The following is a 15,083-nucleotide window of genomic DNA, read 5'->3' as shown; positions in this document are numbered from 1 at the left end:
GCAGGACATGCCCCGGCTGGGCGGCAGCGTGCCGAGGGTCGGCATCGGCGGCCCGGTCGGATCGGGGAAGACCGCGCTCATCGAAGCGCTCGTCCCCAAGCTCCTCGCGAAGGGCCGTTCCCCCGTCGTGGTCACCAACGACATCTTCACCCAGGAGGACGCCGAGCACGTCCGCTCGACGCTGGCCGGCGTCCTGGACCCCGCCCGGGTGGTGGGAGTGGAGACGGGCTCCTGCCCGCACACCGCGGTACGCGACGACCCGACCATGAACCTCGACGCCACCGAGGAGCTCACCGCGCGTTTCCCCGACGCGGACCTGGTCCTGCTCGAGTCCGGCGGCGACAACCTGACGCTGACCTACAGTCCGGCACTGGCCGACTTCTTCGTCTTCGTCATCGACGTCGGCGAGGGGGACAAGATCCCCCGCAAGCGCGGTCCCGGAGTCACCCACTCCGATCTGCTGGTCATCAACAAGATCGACATCGCTTCCTACGTACGGGCGGACCTCGCGGTGATGGACCGGGACGCCCGCGCCGTCCGTGAGGGCCGTCCGATCGTGTTCACCGACTGCTTCGGCGGCACCGGCCTGGACGAGGTCGCCGAGCACATCTGTACGGCCGCCCCGCGCGGCTCCGGTCCGTCCGGGCACTCGGGCCCGACCCGGTGAGCCCTCCCGCGGTGACGGCGAGACCGGAGCGCCGGGACGAGGCGTGGTACACCCCGGCACACCTGCCCGAAGCGGTGAAGGCGTTCGCCACCCCCCTGGCCGGCGCGGCGGCGGGCCGCGCGGGCAAGACGGGGCTGCTCGAACTCGACCTGGCACCGGTCGCCGGGGCCACCAGGATCGTGGGGCAGTACCACCAGGCCCCGCTGTACATCTTCCAGCCGATCCACCTGGACCCCCACCGGCCGGACATGGCCTTCGTCTACCTGCAGCAGGCCGGCGACGGGCTGGTGCAGGGGGACCGCTACCGCATCGACGTCCGGGCGGCGGCCGGGTCAGCCGTCCACCTCACCACCCAGACCGCCACCAAGATCTACGGCATGCGCGCCGACCTGGCCACCCAGCTCGTCCACCTGGACGCGGGCCCCGACGCGGTCCTGGAGTACCTGCCCGGCCCCGTCATCCCCTTCAGGGGCTCCCGCTTCTTCGGCCGGACCTGTCTGACCGCCGACCCCAGCGCCACGGTGATCCTCGGCGAGATCCTCCTGCCGGGCCGGGTCGCCTTCGGCGAGTGCCACGACTACGACCTCTACTGGTCCGAGGTGCGGGTACGCGAACCCGGCGGGAAACCCCTGTTCCGCGACGTGCTGAACCTCGTCCCGGCCACCGCGCCGCCCGCGTCGCCGGGCCGCCTCGGTCCTCACCGCGTACACGCCGCGCTCCACGTGCTCACCCGGCGGGAGGAACCCTCCGGCCTCTGCGCCGCGGTCGGTTCCGCCCTCGGAGCCCACCCCGGCGTCCTCGCCGGGGCGAGCGAGCTGCCCGGTGGCTGCGGAATCACCGTCCGTTTCCTCGGCCCGGCGTCCACCGCCGTCGCCGCCGCCCTGGGCGCGGTGTGGGACACGGTCCGCCTCCGCCTCCTCGGGGCCCCCGCCCCCGACCTGCGCAAGGGGTGACGGCGGCCCGGGCCCGGCGGGACCGGGCGGGCCGCCCGGCCGCTCACCGGCTGGTGTATCCGCCGTCGACCACGAACTCCGAGCCCGTCGAGGCACAGCGGCTGTCCGGCGAGCCGGACCACCTGATCCGGATGGTCAGCGCCGACCTGGCGTCCTGCCGGCGCCTCCACGAGCCGGTGCTCATCCATCTGCCGGGCGTGCGGAGCCTCGACCCGGCCATCGTGACGAAGCAGGCCGTCCCGCCCCGGCCCCTGCCCGAGCGGCCGCCGAGCGAGGTACCACCGCCGGCCTCCCTCACCTGAACGCACCGGGAGTCATCCGCCGCCCCCGTACGTCGCCGGGCCGGACGCGGCCGTAGCCTGCGGCCCATGAACGCCGACACCCCGGGCATCCCCGACGCCCCCGGCCCAGGCTCGGGCCCCGTACAGCCGACGGCACACCCGTCGCCGCTGCCTGCGCCCGACCTGACCGTCGACGGCACCGGCCTGCTCTGCGTCACCCTGCTGCTCCGCCTGCGCGAGCGGATCGACGCCGAGCCGCCCGGCACCGTCGTCCACGTCATCGCCACCGATCCCGCCGCACCGCTCGACCTGCCCGCCTGGTGCCACATGACCGGCCACACCTACCTCGGCCCCGTCCCCGGCGAACAGCCGGTGTACGCCCTGCGGCTCACCGCCGGCGCCCGCCCCACCCGCCCGGACGCACCGTGGCACCCGGCCGGACCGGGACCGGACGGACCCGGACACCGGTGAGAGACCTTTGGTGCCCCCGTCGGGCGCGTACCCGCCGGCCGGGCACCGGCCGCGCCGGCCCCCGGGTCAGTCGAAGAGCGCGACGACTCCGTTCACCCAGACCGCCAGGAACGCGAGGACCCCCACCAGACAGCCCACGCCCGCCAGCACCCCCTTCACCGACGGCGGCCCGGAGGGCTCCTCGGCACCCTCCTCCGGGCCGTCCCGGTAGGAGGCGGGGTCGTCCCAGTCGACGGGACGCCCCAGCGCCTCGGCGCAGGCGGTGCGCACCGCCACCAGCTGCCCCCGCGCGAAGGCGGTGGCGGCCATCGCCTCGGGACCGCGCCAGGCGAGAGCCCGCATCCGCCGCCCGGCGGACCCGTACCGCGCCTCGAAGGCGGCGGTCTCGCCGGCGTCGCGGTCCTCCTCGAGGTACATCCAGCGCCCGGCCTCGGCGGCGTCGCCGTAGAGCCGGTACACCTCGGCCAGACGCCGGCGGAGCGTCAGGTCCCGGGGGAAGGACGAGACGAGGCCGCGCAGCCGCTGACGCGCGACCGGAATCCGGCCGGCGGCCAGGTCCGCGTCGACTCGGGCAAGGGTCTCGTCCACAGGCATGAACGCATGATCGAACACCGTGCCGGTCCGCGTCGAACCGGTTTCGCCGCAGCCCGCCCTCCCCGCTCGCACCTCCCGCCCGGCGCGCCGTGGTGGGCCGTCCGGGCGATGCGCGGGACGGACCTGTGTCACCGGCGCCCCTGCGGTGACCCGGCGCCTACGCTCGCCGCGTCCACGGGCGCCCCCGGTCCGACGACGCCCCCGCACCTCAGGGAGTTGTATGGGTTCCACAACACCGCAGCGGCACGGCACCCCACACCCCACGGGCTCCGTGCGGAGCACCGTGAAGCTGCTGCGCCACGGCAGGCTGTGGATCACTCCGGGAGTGCTCAGCGCCCTGGTCGCCCTGGTCCTCTCCCTGCTGTACATGGGCGGCATCCTCACGCCGGAGGGCAGTCTGCACCGGCTGCCGGTCGCCCTCGTGAACCAGGACTCGGGCAAGCCGCTGCCCGGACAGCGGCAGAACCTCGGCGCACAGCTCGGCGACCGGATCGTCTCCTCCACGCCGCCCGGCGACGTGGAGTGGCGCCGGCTCGGCCACGGAGCGGCCCTCGACCAGCTGGCCTCCGGGAAGATCTACGGGGCCCTGGTCGTCCCCGCCGGCTTCACCGACACCGTGCGTTCGCTGTCCGGCGCGCAGGCCACCCGGCCGACCCTGACCGTGCTCACCAACCCAGGAATGGGCAGCCTCGGTTCGTCGATGGCGTCACGGATCACTCAACAGGCCGCCCACCAGGCCTCCCTCGCCCTCGGCAAGCAGCTCTCCTCATCGTCCGAGTTCGCCGGAGCCGACGCCACGGCCCGTCTGCTGCTCACCGACCCCGTCGCGGTGAAGACCGAGCCCGGCCACCCCATCGGAACGCACAGCGGCATGGGGCTGAGCGCCTTCTACTACGTACTGCTGCTCGTCCTCGCCGGCTTCCTGGGCGGAAACATCATCCACAACGGCGTCGACACGGCACTCGGTTACGCCGACGCGGAGATCGGCCCCTGGCACTCCCGGCACCCCACGGTGCCGATCAGCCGCACACAGACGCTGCTGCTCAAGATGGTCATGACGGCGGTGCTGTCCGTGCCCGTCACCGCGCTGGTCATGCTCGCCTGCATCGCCGTCCTGGGCATGGACGCGTCCCACCTGCCCCTGCTGGCGCTGTTCTCCTACTGCTCCTGCCTGAGCGTGGGCCTCGGCGTGCAGGCCATCAACGCGGCGTTCGCCAGCATCGGCCAGATCGTGTCGATGTTCGTCTTCATCGCCCTGGCCCTGCCCTCCTCCGGAGCGACCGTCCCCCTGGAGGCCGTGCCCGGCTTCTACCGCTTCCTCGGCGTCTTCGAACCGATGCGGCAACTCGTCTCCGGCGTCCGGGCGATCCTGTACTTCGACGCCCGCGGCGACGCCGGCCTCGTCCGCGCCTGGATCATGATCGCGGTCGGTGTCGCCGCCGCCCTCGTCTTCGGCTTCCTCATGACCCGCTACTACGACCGCAAGGGCCTGCACCGGATGGTGCCCCGCCCGGAATGACCACGACCACGGCGCGCGCCACCCCGGACCCCCGAGCGGGCGCCGGAACCGCCCCCGCGTGTCACGGCACGCGCGCCGGGCACCGGAGGACGATGACGACGGGGTCCCCGGGATGCCCCGGGCAGACAGGGAACCGGGCAACAGAGAACCGGGCAACACGGGACCGGGCAGACACGGAACCGGCCGGACAGGGAGAGCACGTGGACCAGCGGGCCGCACGGGAGACGACCGCGCCGACGGACGGACCGGCCACGGCCGGCACCCGCCCCCGCAGTCGCGGCCACGACCGGGAGGCGAGGACGACGGACACCCGGCGGCGCGTCCCCCGCACCGACGCCGTGCTGCGGGACCCGGGACTCGCCGAGGCGGTACGGCGGCTCGGCCCCGAGACGGTGAAGACGGCCGTCCGGCAGGCCCAGGAACAGGCCCGTGCGGGAACGGTCCCGCCCGAGGACGTGGCGGACACGGCCCTCGCCCTGCTGCCGTCCACGGCCGGCGGACTGCGGCCGGTCGTCAACGCCACCGGCGTGCTCCTGCACACCAACCTCGGCCGGGCCCCGCTGTCCCCGGCCGCCCGGCGCGCGGTGCAGGAGGCCGCCGGACCCACCGACGTCGAACTCGACCTGACCACCGGCGCACGCGCCCGCCGGGGACGCACCGCGCTCGCCGCCCTGCGCGCCCGGGTGCCCTCGGCCCGCGCCGCGCACGTCGTCAACAATGGCGCCGCCGCACTGGTCCTGGCCGCCACCGCGCTCGCCGCCGGCCGCGAGATCGTCATCAGCCGCGGGGAGATGGTGGAGATCGGCGACGGATTCCGCCTGCCCGACCTGCTGGTGTCGACCGGGGCACGGCTCCGCGAGGTCGGCACCACCAACCGCACCACCGTCGCCGACTACGCGGGCGCCCTCGGCCCCGACACCGGCTTCGTCCTGAAGGTCCACCCCTCCAACTTCCGCATCACCGGCTTCACCCGCGCCGCCGGCACCGCCGAACTCGCCGCGCTGGGCGTCCCGGTCGTCGTCGACATCGGCTCCGGGCTGCTCGCCCCCCACCCGCTGCTGCCCGGGGAACCCGACGCCGAGAGCCAGCTGAGGGCCGGCGCCTCCCTCGTGACGGCCAGCGGCGACAAACTCCTCGGCGGCCCCCAGTGCGGACTGCTCCTCGGCGACGACACCCTCGTACGCACCCTGTCCCGGCACCCCCTCGCCCGCGCCCTGCGCGTGGACAAACTGACCCTCGCCGCCCTGCAGGCCACCCTGACCGGCCCCGGCACACCCACCGCCGACGCCCTCGACGCCGACCCGGCGCTCCTCACGCGCCGCGCCGAACGGCTGGCCGCCGAGCTGAGCGCCGCCGGTGTCGACGCGCGGGCCGTCGCCAGCGAGGCGACGGTGGGCGGCGGCGGCGCCCCCGGCGTCACCCTGCCCAGCGCCGCCGTGTCCCTGCCGGAGCCGTACGCCGGCGCGCTGCGCACTGGCCGGACCCCCGTGGTGGGACGCCTGGAACGCGGCCGGTGCCTGCTCGACCTGCGCGCCGTGCCCCCCGAGGACGACGGACGGCTGGCCCAGGCGGTGCGGGCCGCCGCGGCGGAGAGGCGGACGGCATGCGGGTAGTGGCCACCGCCGGTCACGTCGACCACGGCAAGTCCGCCCTGGTGCGGGCGCTGACGGGCATGGAACCCGACCGCCACGAGGAGGAACGCCGCCGCGGGCTCACCCTCGACCTCGGGTTCGTGTGGACCCGGACCGAGGAGGGCGAGGACCTGGCCTTCGTGGACGTCCCCGGACACGAACGGTTCGTCGCCACCATGCTGGCCGGCGTCGGACCGGTGCCCGCGGTGCTCTTCGTGGTCGCCGCCGACCAGGGCTGGCAGCGGCAGTCGCAGGAACACCTCGCGATCCTCGACGCCCTCGGCGTCCGGCACGCCGTCCTCGCCGTCACCCGCAGCGACCTCGCCGACCCCGGACCCGTACGGGCCGACGCCGCCGAACGCCTCGCCGCGACCTCCCTCGGCAAGGTGCCGTCCGTCGCGGTGAGTGCCGTCACCGGCGCCGGACTCGGCGAACTGCGCCGGGAACTGGCCCGTCTCACCCGGTCGCTGCCCGTGCCGCCCGCCGACGCCGACGTACGGCTGTGGCTCGACCGCGCCTTCACCGTGCGCGGACGCGGCACGGTCGTCACCGGCACGCTCGGCGCGGGCACCCTGCGCGTCGGCGACCGGCTGCTGACCGGGGACGGCACGACCGGGCTGCGGGTACGCGGACTGCAGTGCCTGCACGAGGACCGGGCCGCCGTGAGCGCGGTGGCCCGCGTCGCGGTCCAGGTCCACGGAGCCGCCGACGGCACCCTGCACCGGGGCCAGGTCCTGCTCGCACCGGACCGCTGGCTGCTCACCGCGCTCACCGACGTCCGCGTCACCGGGGAACCGGCCGCCGCACTGCCCCGTACGTCCACCCTGCACATCGGGACGGCCGCGGTGCCGGCGACCGTCCGCCCGCTGGGCGAGGACACGGCCAGGCTCACCCTCGCCCGCCCCCTGCCCCTGCGCGTCGGCGACCGCGCCGTCCTGCGCGAACCGGGCGGCACCCGCGTGCCCTGCGCGGTCACCGTCCTCGACGTACGCCCGCCGCGCCTGACCCGGCGCGGAGCGGGCCGCGCCCGCGCCGGGGAACTGGCCACGATGACCGGACACCCGGACGGCACCGCCGAACTGCGCCGGCGCCGCCTCGTACGACGCGGCGAACTGCTCGCGATGGGCGTGCCCCCGCCCGCCGAACCCGTCGCCGGGGACTGGCTGGCCGACGCCGGCCACTGGGCACGGCTGCGCGCCCGCCTCGCCGAGGAGGTCGAGCGGCACGCCCGCCGGCACCCGACGGACCCGGGCCTGCCCACCGAGGCCGCGCGCCACCTGCTCGGCCTCCCCGACCGGCTGCTGGTCGACGCCCTCGCCCGGACACCGGGCCCCACCGCACTCCGCCACCGCCGGGGACGCCTCTACGGCCCGGACACCCGCCCCACCCTGCCACCGCCCCTGCGCGCGGCCGTCGACGCCGTACGCCGGGACCTGACCCGCGCGCCCTTCCGCGCGCCCGAGGCGGACCGGCTGGCGGAACTCGGGCTCACCCGCAAGGCGCTGGCCGCGGCCGTCGCCGCCGGAGCACTCCTGCGGATCGGCGACTTCCTCGTGCTGCTGCCGGGCGCGGACACCGAGGCCGCCGAGATCCTGGCCCGCCTGCCGCAGCCGTTCACCCTCAGCGAGGCCCGCCGCGCCCTGGACACGACGCGCAGGGTGGCCGTACCCCTGCTGGAGCACCTGGACGCGCGAGGACTGACGGAGCGGGTCGACGACCGGCACCGGCGCTGCCGGCCCGCCGGCCGGGGGACGGGCGGCGCGGCCCTTTGTTAAAGTGCGCCGATGTCAGTGATCAGACAATTCCAGGTCACCTTCGACTGTGCGGAACCGGAGCGCGTCGCCCGCTTCTGGTGCGAGGTACTGGGGTACGTCCTCCCGTCACCGCCGGAAGGCTTCGCCTCCTGGGACGACTACGACCGCTCCCGGCCGCCGGAGAAGCGGGGCGCGTGGTTCGCCTGCAGCGACCCCTCGGGCGTGGGACCGCGGCTGTTCTTCCAGCGCGTCCCCGAGGGCAAGACCGTCAAGAACCGGGTGCATCTCGACGTGCGCGTCGGCACGGGGCTCACCGGCCAGGAGCGCCTGGCCGCGCTCGAGGCCGAATGCGCACGGCTCGTCGCGCTCGGCGCGGTGCACGTGCGCACCCTCTTCGCCGACGAGGAGAACGAGTCCTGCATCGTCATGCAGGACGTCGAGGGCAACGAGTTCTGCCTCGACTGACACATCCGCCGGGACGGCGAGGAGACGGGTACCGCACAAATGGCATGAGTGGGACATACCCGGCGTGGAACTCCGTTCCCGACCCTCACAGAACGGAGCAGCCGTGATCATCAAGAAGATGCACGACATGGGCATCCGCAGCGAACACGCCTACCTCGCCGGTGTCGCCTCCATCGGCCTCAGCGTCGTCTCCTGGATGTGCAGCCTCAAGGCCGAACCCCAGGGCGTCGACCGCGCCGACCGCTGGGGCATCTTCGTCGGCGAATGGGCCCCCACCTTCATCGGCCTCGGCCTCGCCCTCTCCCACTACGAACAGCAGGAAGGCACCCTCACCGGTTCCCTCCACAAGACGAGCTGACGACACGGGTGCCCGCTCCGTCACGGGGCGGGCACCCGCAGGGCGATGGCCGAGCGGCCGCGAACGAGCCCCCGGAGACAAGCCGGCTCTACGAGCACAGCCACGTCCTCGGCCGCCGCAGTCCGACCTGCTTCACGCTGCTGCGGACCGCCCGCGTCCTCGGCGTGCCCCTGCGGGACCTGGCCGGCTGACGGGGCGACCGCGGGCGTTCAGCAGTCATCGGCCATCACTTTCGTGGCGTGCAGACGGGTCAGCCGTGCCGTCTCGTCGTCGCGGAAGGCGGCCACCTCGCGGCAGCGCTGGCTCATCACGAACTCGCCGAGCGGCAGGCACAGGTCCATGCGCTGGATGCACACACCGACCATGAACGGGCCGTCCACGGCACGGTACAGACGGACTCCGTAGTAGCCCTCCTGGCAGTCGTCCGGGTTGTTGAACCGGCAGTCGGTGCACGTCTCGGGCAAGCGCACAGGCCTGATGCTCTTCGCGTACAGCGTGCGTCCGTCCGGCAGGCGGTACCGCAGCCGCTGATCGGATGCCCCGGCCGTGATGATGCGGCGGACCGGCACGGCACCCAGGTGGTCGACGACCTCCTGCATGGCGTCCAAGGAGGCGCCCCCGTCCTCGAGCGACACGAGCATCCGGACGACGACGGGGCGGCCGTGACGCTCGATGATGCGGAGTACACGGCCGACGTGGTCACGGTCGGGGACCACGATGTTCGCGGACACCTTGATGCCGTGCGCGGTCGCCGCCTCGATCGTCGCGTCGAGGGCGGCCAGTTTGCGCTCAGCGAGCTTCGGGGAGGACAGCCCCGGTGCCTGTACCGCGGCGAGCTCGGCCGGGGTGGTGCCGAAGACGCTGAGGTTGATCCGGTCGAGGCCGGCCGCAGCGCAGTCGGCCATGACGCCGGCGCCGTTCTCGCCGTTCGAGGTGAGGCCGACCGTGAGCCCGAGGCGGCGGGCGATGGTGATCAGACCGGGCAGGTCGGGGTGCAGCGTGGGTTCCCCGCCGGTGAAGTGCACCTCGGTGGTCGGGAGGCTGCCGCGGACGGCGGCGAGGGCCAGGGCGAAGTCGGCGTCGGCGGGGATCCGGGCGGGCAGGAAGCCGGCGCCGTTGGTGCGGAGGTAGAGGGAGACCCGGCCGGAGCGACCCGGTGAGCCGGTGAACCGGTCGGCGGGGCGGCCGGTGTTGTCGGTGGCTACGGGTGTCCCCTCGTTGTGGCAGAACGAGCAGGCGAGCCCGCACGCGTCGATGATCTTCACGCGGAGTGTGCGGTCCGGTTTCACCTCCACCGGTACGGTGCTCAGGTCGTGCATGGGTGTCCCCTCTCCGAACCGGCCGGGACACGGTGCCCTGGCCGGGATCAACTGGTGTCGGCCTACTCGAAGCGCAGGTCGGCGATGGAGTCCAGGTCGATGCCGTACAGGCTGTAGACCTTCGTGGTGTTGACCGACGTGAGCTGGTAGCGGTCGATGCCCAGGGCAGCGACGGCCTCCCATACCTGGGCTTCGGTGTCGGCCTCGATCTCCAGGTACGGCGGGATACGCGGCCACTCGTCGACTTCGAGGCGGACAGCGCCGAGGGTGTAGGAGGCGCGTCGGTTCTCCTGGTAGCTGCGCGGCGTCAGGCCGGTCAGGCGCAGGAGCGCGGCGGTCTCCTCGAAGCTGTCGACGGTGATCTCGGTTTCGTGTGTGCCGTCCACGGCGTCCGTGCGGATCTCCTTGACGCACAGGGTGATGCCGGCCCCGGTGTCGCGCAGTCGTACCCACCGGCCGGGGACGGCCGGGATGGTGTCGTACACGTAGCGGCGCATCAGGCGTGATCCGGTCTGCTGTACGCCGCCCGCGTCGAGGATGCGCTGGGCCGTCTTGTCGGGGTCGATGCCGAGGGCCTTCACCTCGAACTCGATTCCTGCCATGGGTCGGGTCTCCGATCATCGGGGGCTGCTGTGGTGTCAACGACCGTGCGGCACAGGGGACTGCGGTGGATGAGCGGCCCGCCCCCGCGGGGGACGGAGACGGGCCGCTGGTCACCAGCGCGATCGGCGACACGGGGACGCGCTGGTGACGGCTGGCCCCGCCGGCGTCAGCGGGAGTCATACGGGCGGCGGTTCCCAACTCGGGTACGGGGAGCTGATCGTCCGGGCCACTGCCCGGATCTCGTCGGCCACCTCGGCCGTGGCAGTGCACCGGAAACCGAGGTTCACCGGGGGGCTCCTGCTCAGTTGTGCGGATGCCGCCGCATCACCACGTTGGCGTCCGTCACGGCTGCGAGGTCTCCTCGCTCCCGGGCTGCCTCGCGATGTCGGTCCGCCTCGTTGCACACCGGGCAGTGGGCGACGGGCGCCGGCGGGTCCAGCGGCATACCCAGGTACACCGGCGGGCTCATGGTCCGGGTGCGTTCCGTCATCGGGGGTCCTTCGTGAGCTGGACCAGGACGCGTCCCACCTCGCAGCGGCTCCGCTCGCCGGGCGGCGGGGTCTCCCGGCAGTCGGCGCAGCCCGGGGCGTGCTCGAACAGGGCATGAAGGGCGCGGGTGGTGAGATGCGGGCGGCAGGCCCGTGGCCACCACCGCCCGTCCGGGCCGGACCGCTCGCCGAGGTCGACGGCCGTCTCAGCGGTCAGCCGCTCGGTGCACCAGACGCAGACCGCACCGCGGGTCTGGTCGGCAGTGAGCACATCGACCGCGGGCAGTCCCAGCACACCGAGTACGGCAGACGGGCTTTGCCGGATGGTCTCGGTCATCGTGCGGCTCCCGCCTTCGCGCGGCAGCCGCACGAGACGACGGTCCACACCCGGTTGCCGACCGAGCGCTGGACACTGTCCACCGCGGAGAGAATCCGCGCGACGGCGCCGCAGTACTGGCACGCGAGGCCGTGTAGCCGCGCGACGCTCACTGGCCCGTCCACCCGGAGCAACCCGGCGCACTGGCTCATCCCCGTCTCCCATCTGCCTGCCTGCCTGCTTGCTGCGGACAGACAGATGATGGGCTGCTGCAAGGGGCCCAAGGGATACACGAAGTATCCCCTCAGACGGCGCCGATCCACTCGGTGAAGCTGGTGAGAGACTCGGCATCCGCCCGCTTCAGTCGGCGGATCGTGGCTGCTGACTCTCGGGCCCAGGGGTGCTCACGGGTGTGCTGCGGCGCGATGAGCCTGGCCACCTTCAGCGACTCGAACGCATCGTCCGGCCGGCCGGCCCACACCTGCGCCCGGGCCAGTTCGATCCAGAACCCGGATTGCCGCTCGGCCGGGAGAGACTCGGGCGGGGCCCACTCGCCCGCGACATCCAGGGCCCGCTGTACATGATCTTGGCCGAGGCTCACCGCGACAGACACCTCGTGGGCGCGGACGCTGTCGGGGCCGAACTGGGTGCCGTCGTAGGCGCCCTCGGGCACCGTGTCGCCGAGGCGCCGGGCCTCGTCCAGATGCGTGGTGGCAGCGTCCACGTCGCCGGCACGGCCGGCGATGACGGCCGCGCGCATGTGCAGGGCACCACGAGCGGCGGTCGACGCCCGGCCGGTCGGGCTGGGACCCGCATCGATGGCCTGCTCCAGGGCGCACAGCCCGGGGACGTGCGCGCGGGCGGCGAAGAAGGTCTCGGTGCGGACGTAGGCGGCGGTCGCCAGGGCGATGCGGTCCTCCGTCCGGGCGGCCGCCCAGCGCATCAGATCCACGAGGCGGGCGGAGAGGTCGAGGGCGCCGAACTTGAAGGCCACGGCGTCGGCAGAGCGGGCGGTTCCGGCGAGGAGATGAGCTGCGTGCAACTGCTCGGCCCCGGTGGTGTGGTGCAGTGCGGCGAGGGTGTCGGTGAGGAGGCGAGGCGCGTGCTCGGCGATGCGGGCGTACTGGGCGGCGAGCCGCCACTGCGACAACGAGCCGACGGCCGCTCCGAGTTCGGACAGCGGGCGGGGCTGGACGTCGGCGGGGACGTCGTAGGCGGCGATCGCCGCGGAGATGTGGGGGAGGGCGGCGTGGACACGGCTGTCGGTGCGGGTGCTGCCGGTGACGATGCGGCTCGGGTCGACGCTGAGCGCGGCGGCGATCGAGTCGAGGGTGTCGTCGCTGGGTGAGCGGGCGCCGCCCTCGATGGCCTTGACAGTGGGCAGGGAGACGTAGGCGGCGCGGGCGAGGTCGGCCTGGGTCATCCGGCGCGCGCGGCGGATGGTGGCGATGCGCCGGCCTACCTCGCGCCTGCTGGCGGTGGACATACCCGCACCGTACCCATGCGGTCGCGCGTCGGGCGCGCGAACGGGCGGTACGCCCTCCTACGAGGTGAGGAGGGCCGGTAGGTCCGTGAGGTGATCGATACGCCAGTCCGCGGTCGCCACGACGTTCGGGGCGTCCGCCCACAGGTGCCCCCACGGGCCGCGGCGGAGGTGTGCGGTACGAAGCCCGGCCGCTGCTGCGGGCATCACGTCGTTGTCGGGATGGTCGCCGACGTACAGCGTCTCGCTCGGCGCAGCCTGCCCGGCCTCGACCGCGCGCCGGAAGAACTCGGGGTCCGGCTTGGCCACGCCCCACTCTCCGGACGTCACTACCACATCGGCCGGAAGTGACAGGGCGCGCAGCAACTCACCCGCCCGGATCGTCTGGTTGCCGGCGACGACGATGCGGATGCCGAGGTCGCGCAGTGCGGTGAGGGCCGGCCGGACGTCGTCGTACAGGTCCGTCTCGTCCAGGTGCTCGCCGCGGCCGGCGGCCTCACGCGCGGCGTACTCCGCGGCGATGTCGATGCCGGGGCGGATCAACCGCAGGGCGTCCGCGTTGTCGCGCCCCTGGGCGACGACAGCGCCGACGAGCGCCGAGACGGTGTGCCGGGGGATGTTCAGCCAGTCGGCCCACGATGCCCAGTAGCGGTCGTCGCGGACGAGGGTCTCGCCCACGTCGAAGATCACGGCGCGAATCATGCGGGCAGGGTATCCGAGCACGGTGAAACGGCCCCCACTAGAACGGAAGCGAAAGGGAGGCGGGGCCCGCCTCGGCCTCCGGTTCGGCAGTAGTCCTCCACCTCCCTGTGGCGGCACCACCTGCACCGGCGCACCCGCCCTTTCCGGGGCCCATGTTTGGCCACGGTTTGGCCATGAGATAGAGGGCTATACATCCCCGCAGGTCAGGAGGGTGCGGAGAGCGGAGGCGGACAGGAATCGAACCTGCCTGTCCGAGATCCTCGGACACCTCGGTTTTGAAGACCGGGAGGGCCACCAGGCACCCGCACGCCTCCACCGCCCGGCCAGGCTACACGGACGTCCGGCCGCCGCACCGTCACCGCAGGGCAGGCAGACACCGAGCCGCGGCACCACCGAGTCCCCACCACCAAGGAGCACCGGCATGACATCGACGAGCGAGACCGCCGTACGCCTCACCCAGTACGCCCACGGCGGCGGCTGCGCCTGCAAGATCCCGCCCGGGGAACTGGAGGACGTGCTCGGGCAGTTGGCCGGTGCGCGGGCCGCCGTGAGCGACACGCCGCTGCTGGTGGGGCTCGCCACCGGCGACGACGCGGCCGTAGTCACCCTGCCCGCGCCGCCCGGCGCCGCCGCGCAGGCCCTGGTCTCCACGGCCGACTTCTTCACCCCGGTCGTCGACGACCCCTACGACTGGGGACGCATCGCCGCCGCCAACGCGCTCTCCGACGTCTACGCGATGGGCGGCCGCCCCGTCCTCGCGGTCAACCTGCTGGCCTGGCCGCGCGGCGTCCTGCCCTTCGAGCTGGCCCGCGAGGTGCTGCGCGGCGGCCTGGACGTCGCCGCCGAGGCCGGCTGTCACGTGGGCGGCGGGCACAGCGTCGACGACCCGGAACCGAAGTACGGCATGGCCGTCACCGGCCTGGCCGACCCCGCCCGGCTGCTGCGCAACGACGCGGGCCGCCCCGGCGTACCGCTGTCGCTGACCAAGCCGCTGGGGCTCGGGGTGCTGAGCAACCGTCACAAGGCGACCGGGGAACGGTTCGAGCAGGCGGTGGCCACCATGGTCGCCCTCAACCGGGACGCGGCCGCCGCCGCCCTGGACGCCGGGGCGGTCTGCGCCACCGACGTCACCGGCTTCGGCCTCCTCGGCCACCTGCACAAGCTGGCCCGCGCCTCCGGGGTGACCGCCGTGCTGGACACCGCCGCCGTGCCCTACCTGGACGGCGCCCGGGAGGCGGTGCGCGACGGCTACGTCAGCGGCGGCACCCGGCGTAACCTGGAATGGGTGGCGCCGCACACCGACTTCGGGGACACCGACGCCGACACCCGTCTCCTGCTGGCCGACGCCCAGACCTCGGGCGGGCTGCTGGTGGCCGGGGAGGTGCCGGGGGCGCCGGTGATCGGTGAACTGGTCGCGCGCGGGCCGCACTCGGTCGTCCTGCGCTGACCGGCGGGCGGACGCTTACTGACGGACGCCCG

At 73.9% G+C, this 15,083-nt stretch carries 18 protein-coding genes and 1 tRNA gene; 11 read left to right on the top strand and 8 right to left on the bottom strand.

Annotated features, from left to right (window positions below; genetic code table 11):
- Positions 1-7: 7 nt before the first annotated feature.
- The 4 genes from ureG (at position 8) to ACFYOJ_RS00530 (ending at position 2,372) form a co-directional block, all read left to right on the top strand.
- Positions 8-667, top strand: coding sequence for an urease accessory protein UreG (gene ureG, locus ACFYOJ_RS00545; RefSeq protein ID WP_388596084.1), 660 nt, complete (start codon positions 8-10; stop codon positions 665-667).
- Between the two features lie 11 nt (positions 668-678).
- Positions 679-1,620, top strand: a complete 942-nt coding sequence (locus ACFYOJ_RS00540; RefSeq protein ID WP_356552399.1) for an urease accessory protein UreD — start codon at positions 679-681, stop codon at positions 1,618-1,620.
- Positions 1,617-1,922, top strand: a complete 306-nt coding sequence (locus tag ACFYOJ_RS00535; RefSeq protein ID WP_356552400.1) for an Lrp/AsnC ligand binding domain-containing protein — start codon at positions 1,617-1,619, stop codon at positions 1,920-1,922. Before ACFYOJ_RS00540 ends, ACFYOJ_RS00535 begins: the two co-directional genes overlap by 4 nt.
- A gap of 66 nt (positions 1,923-1,988) precedes the next feature.
- Complete coding sequence (locus ACFYOJ_RS00530) at positions 1,989-2,372, top strand: sulfurtransferase TusA family protein (protein ID WP_356552402.1); 384 nt, start codon at positions 1,989-1,991, stop codon at positions 2,370-2,372.
- Positions 2,373-2,438: 66 nt separating this feature from the next.
- Here the strand turns inward: ACFYOJ_RS00530 and ACFYOJ_RS00525 are convergent, their stop codons facing one another.
- Positions 2,439-2,966, bottom strand: coding sequence for a DUF6584 family protein (locus ACFYOJ_RS00525; RefSeq protein WP_356552403.1), 528 nt, complete (start codon positions 2,964-2,966; stop codon positions 2,439-2,441).
- 220 nt (positions 2,967-3,186) lie between these two features.
- Between ACFYOJ_RS00525 and ACFYOJ_RS00520 the strand changes: the two genes are divergently transcribed.
- From ACFYOJ_RS00520 to ACFYOJ_RS00495, 6 genes are all read left to right on the top strand, one after another.
- Positions 3,187-4,485 carry a DUF3533 domain-containing protein gene (locus ACFYOJ_RS00520; protein WP_356552404.1) on the top strand — a complete coding sequence of 433 codons (1,299 nt, stop codon included), beginning with the start codon at positions 3,187-3,189 and terminating at the stop codon, positions 4,483-4,485.
- Positions 4,486-4,685: 200 nt separating this feature from the next.
- Positions 4,686-6,098, top strand: a complete 1,413-nt coding sequence (selA, locus tag ACFYOJ_RS00515) for an L-seryl-tRNA(Sec) selenium transferase (RefSeq protein ID WP_356552406.1) — start codon at positions 4,686-4,688, stop codon at positions 6,096-6,098.
- Complete coding sequence (locus tag ACFYOJ_RS00510; RefSeq protein ID WP_356552408.1) at positions 6,089-7,891, top strand: SelB C-terminal domain-containing protein; 1,803 nt, start codon at positions 6,089-6,091, stop codon at positions 7,889-7,891. Before selA ends, ACFYOJ_RS00510 begins: the two co-directional genes overlap by 10 nt.
- Positions 7,892-7,900: 9 nt before the next feature.
- Positions 7,901-8,335, top strand: a complete 435-nt coding sequence (locus ACFYOJ_RS00505) for a VOC family protein (RefSeq protein WP_356552409.1) — start codon at positions 7,901-7,903, stop codon at positions 8,333-8,335.
- Positions 8,336-8,438: 103 nt separating this feature from the next.
- On the top strand, positions 8,439-8,693 hold the full coding sequence (locus ACFYOJ_RS00500) for a hypothetical protein (RefSeq protein ID WP_356552411.1): 255 nt from the start codon (positions 8,439-8,441) through the stop codon (positions 8,691-8,693).
- Between the two features lie 8 nt (positions 8,694-8,701).
- A complete protein-coding gene (locus tag ACFYOJ_RS00495; protein WP_356552413.1) occupies positions 8,702-8,884 on the top strand; it encodes a hypothetical protein in 183 nt (60 codons plus the stop codon).
- An 18-nt stretch (positions 8,885-8,902) separates the two neighbouring features.
- On the opposite strand, the gene ACFYOJ_RS00490 is transcribed toward ACFYOJ_RS00495, so the two are convergent.
- The 7 genes from ACFYOJ_RS00490 to ACFYOJ_RS00460 form a co-directional block, all read right to left on the bottom strand.
- Positions 8,903-10,012 (bottom strand): radical SAM protein, encoded by a 1,110-nt coding sequence (locus ACFYOJ_RS00490; protein WP_356552415.1) that lies wholly within the window; start codon positions 10,010-10,012, stop codon positions 8,903-8,905.
- A gap of 62 nt (positions 10,013-10,074) precedes the next feature.
- The gene (locus ACFYOJ_RS00485) at positions 10,075-10,614 is read right to left on the bottom strand and encodes a CYTH domain-containing protein (RefSeq protein WP_356552417.1); all 540 of its coding nucleotides are present in this window, start codon (positions 10,612-10,614) and stop codon (positions 10,075-10,077) included.
- Positions 10,615-10,916: 302 nt separating this feature from the next.
- Entirely contained in the window at positions 10,917-11,105 is a 189-nt protein-coding gene (locus ACFYOJ_RS00480) for a hypothetical protein (RefSeq protein ID WP_356552419.1), read from the bottom strand.
- The gene (locus tag ACFYOJ_RS00475; RefSeq protein WP_356552421.1) at positions 11,102-11,440 is read right to left on the bottom strand and encodes a hypothetical protein; all 339 of its coding nucleotides are present in this window, start codon (positions 11,438-11,440) and stop codon (positions 11,102-11,104) included. The genes ACFYOJ_RS00480 and ACFYOJ_RS00475 overlap by 4 nt, the downstream gene beginning before the upstream one ends.
- Before the next feature lie 283 nt (positions 11,441-11,723).
- Complete coding sequence (locus ACFYOJ_RS00470) at positions 11,724-12,905, bottom strand: helix-turn-helix transcriptional regulator (protein ID WP_356552422.1); 1,182 nt, start codon at positions 12,903-12,905, stop codon at positions 11,724-11,726.
- Positions 12,906-12,962: 57 nt separating this feature from the next.
- Positions 12,963-13,604: an HAD family hydrolase gene (locus ACFYOJ_RS00465; RefSeq protein ID WP_356552424.1), complete on the bottom strand. Its 642-nt coding sequence runs from the start codon at positions 13,602-13,604 to the stop codon at positions 12,963-12,965.
- Between the two features lie 221 nt (positions 13,605-13,825).
- Positions 13,826-13,918: transfer RNA gene (locus ACFYOJ_RS00460), tRNA-Sec, on the bottom strand.
- Between the two features lie 107 nt (positions 13,919-14,025).
- On the opposite strand from ACFYOJ_RS00460, the gene selD reads away from it, so the two are divergent.
- Positions 14,026-15,051: a selenide, water dikinase SelD gene (gene selD, locus ACFYOJ_RS00455; RefSeq protein ID WP_356552426.1), complete on the top strand. Its 1,026-nt coding sequence runs from the start codon at positions 14,026-14,028 to the stop codon at positions 15,049-15,051.
- The last annotated feature ends 32 nt before the right edge of the window (positions 15,052-15,083 follow it).

This window comes from Streptomyces sp. NPDC006384, assembly GCF_042870695.1.
Classification (GTDB): Bacteria; Actinomycetota; Actinomycetes; order Streptomycetales; family Streptomycetaceae; genus Streptomyces.
The sequence above is the reverse complement of the archived record's forward strand: the minus strand, read 5'-3'. Positions and strand labels throughout refer to the sequence as shown.